4 protein-coding genes are annotated in these 2,541 nt (G+C 48.1%); 2 read left to right on the plus strand and 2 right to left on the minus strand.

The annotated features are described in order from the left end of the window. Positions 1-252 (minus strand): helix-turn-helix domain-containing protein (locus CKL79_RS22150; RefSeq protein WP_170944003.1); only part of this gene is annotated, 252 nt, incomplete at its 3' end. 984 nt (positions 253-1,236) lie between these two features. Here CKL79_RS22150 and CKL79_RS23355 point away from each other — a divergent pair. Continuing rightward, a complete protein-coding gene (locus tag CKL79_RS23355) occupies positions 1,237-1,398 on the plus strand; it encodes a hypothetical protein (RefSeq protein ID WP_170944167.1) in 162 nt (53 codons plus the stop codon). Here CKL79_RS23355 and CKL79_RS22160 read toward each other — a convergent pair. Further along, positions 1,385-1,585: a hypothetical protein gene (locus CKL79_RS22160; RefSeq protein WP_121971677.1), complete on the minus strand. Its 201-nt coding sequence runs from the start codon at positions 1,583-1,585 to the stop codon at positions 1,385-1,387. The genes CKL79_RS23355 and CKL79_RS22160 overlap by 14 nt on opposite strands. Positions 1,586-2,078: 493 nt before the next feature. Here CKL79_RS22160 and CKL79_RS22165 point away from each other — a divergent pair, with 493 nt between their 5' ends. Then, a complete protein-coding gene (locus tag CKL79_RS22165) occupies positions 2,079-2,315 on the plus strand; it encodes a Tn3 family transposase (RefSeq protein WP_121971678.1) in 237 nt (78 codons plus the stop codon). Positions 2,316-2,541 lie beyond the last annotated feature (226 nt).

The raw sequence follows: 2,541 nt of genomic DNA on the forward strand, positions 1-2,541 counted from the left end.
GCGTTTTAGCCCATTCAGCGTCGCCTCAAAGCCATGTTCTCCCAACCGGCGGCGGATATTTTCCACTGTTTGGGGCCGACAGTTGAAGGCTTCGGCGATCAACTGGTCTGTCCAGTTCGGCCCTTCGGCATCTGCCTTTAGCAAAATCTGCGCACGACGAACCTTTTGGCTGCTACCGTTCAACCGTTTGATGACTTCGTGCAGTTCACTCTTCTCTGATTCACTCAATCGGACGATGTATCGTTTTTGCATAAAGCCCTCGTTCGCTTTATCCCAATCTCCCCCATTACAACACTCTTGACAACCCTCATTCTTAAACTTGACGCTGCACTAGTACAATAAGTGTAAAACAATGAAACGTCTTTAGAGCAGAGGCACTGTCTATCCAGGCATTCTGGCTCCCGCTGTGTTGCATAGTTTATGATTTCCTGCACTAGAGCTGTGCTTTTCGCACTCACCAGCGCAAGTGTCGCATACTTCAGCGCAGGCTTTCGCATGAGGTGCAATAAAATAAGAACCGCGCACCATCAGCGTCGCCAAACTACGACAGCCTTCAGCCGTGTCCAAACACATGCGAGCGCACTTTATCATGTCAGGATTGCCCATGCAGGCTTCGGCGCAGTGTTCGCATTCCACTATGCAAGCGTTGGCGTAGCCTCTCCGTGGAGAATCGCCTTGTCAAAGCTAGACTGGTATTCCTCGCGTTGAAGAAGCATAGCGTTATCCTCGAATTGGGTACGTACTGAAAGTAACGAAGTTTACTTGTGCGTACACCACTCTGGAGAGAGAACAACTAATTCTCTCCTTTGGGATAAGCCCATTTCATCCTGATTTCATAATTGAGTGCTATCAACAAACTATCAGTACTCATTACCTGCGAAACTGCTGGCTTTTCATTGCTGTTTCACATTCTGCTGCCAAAATATGTCTAGTTAGACATGTTCAGAGGTGTTTTTGATGAGTGGTAAGACTGCATATTTAGGAATAGCTGGATTTTTGACGGGTTTTATTTCTGCTTTCTTAGCGGGTGTCGTAACCATGAATGTTATGGTGAGTCACGGTAGTAAGACGAAGAGTCAAAAAGAGCGTCTCGTTAGTTAGTTCTCAGAGTATTTGTGTAACATTTCCGCAACCGACTTGACTCTACAGTTAGCTAGAGAGATTAGTATTAGTTTTGAGGAAAAGTTATTTCGTGACAGGACTTTGCTCGATATTTTTTTCTGAGGATCTTTTTCAATGAATAGTAAATTTATAGCTGGCCTCCTAACAGGTATTGCCGCCACCCTCTTGCTCGGCGCTTTACTTATGGGCGGCATGATGAGTAGAGGCGGCATGATGAGGCAAGATGGCATGATGCAAAACCAGGGAAGCAAAGAGCTACCCTTCAGTCGCAGTTAAAAGCCAGAATCATTAAAATCGAGAATGATGCTGGCGCGGTACTCAGCACCCATCGTGCAAACAGCAGCCCTAGCTGCAAGGCGCTGCGCACTAGGGCAGGAAAGCGCTCAGCTTGCTCGAACTGCTCCCAGACTGACTGCCACTCACGACTCTCTGGGCAAAACTCTCGGATAGACGATACAATCATGACAACTTTTTGATGGGACGAGGTCTATGATCTCATCCTTTTTTTTAAGCGCAACTACTCCCCCAACATTTGGATGCGCCCCATGAGTTCTTTGGCATGGCCGCTATTTTGGAGCAAGCGCAAGAAGCTCAACAGCTAGCTGCTGAGCGATTAAAAGAAGCGTTCGGTACGAGATAAGAACCCCTTTCGCCTTTGTCCCTTCGCCTCTGCTCCAGGTTTTTACAGTCAGGCGAGCAGGGGCGTTTGTGAATTTATTCAAACAAGTTTAGAGGGAAAGGCCCATAGGTACCATTGACATCATCAAGGAGAGCGAAAAAACCCGGGGGAACCCCAAGAAATTGGTACGATCCCTGCTCAAGGGTACGCCTTCCAAATCCTGTGATCGGCGATCGCAACCCACAATCAACGCCGATATTCAGCATGAACCCTTATAAAATCGTTTGTACTATTCAACGAGTTTTCAACGTTTTCCCCACTTTTTTCGCTCTCCAGGATGGGGCGGCAGCTTAATAAGGGGGAGGCTTTGTATAGTCTACGCGCTCACCTTTCCTTTGCCAATCGAGCCGAGCTTCGCTCCCCGCAGGATGTGCATCTGCTCAATCAGGTTGGCTGTTTGAACCTGCTCATCAATGCGATCATCATTTGGAATACGGTCTACATAGACAAGGTGGTGCAGCAGCTGAGGAAGGATGGCTGCGAGATCACCGATGAAGACCTCCAATCTATCTAGCCGACTCGCCAGAAGCACCTCAATGTTTACAGTGCCTATCTCTACGAAGCGGAGCGGATTGGCCAGACGTTAGACCTCAGACCCCTTAACCGGCCTGGGTCTCAGCCTTAACGACCAAAATTTCTCCGATTCTATACGACACTGTTGGCTAACTCCGAAAGTAGCAATTAAGCAGGCTCTAGCGCCTTGAATCGAGACACTCTTGTTTTGGCCAGTGGCACTTCCT

Origin of the sequence: Leptolyngbya sp. BC1307, from assembly GCF_002286735.1 — a bacterium.
Lineage (GTDB): Bacteria > Cyanobacteriota > Cyanobacteriia > Phormidesmidales > Phormidesmidaceae > Phormidesmis.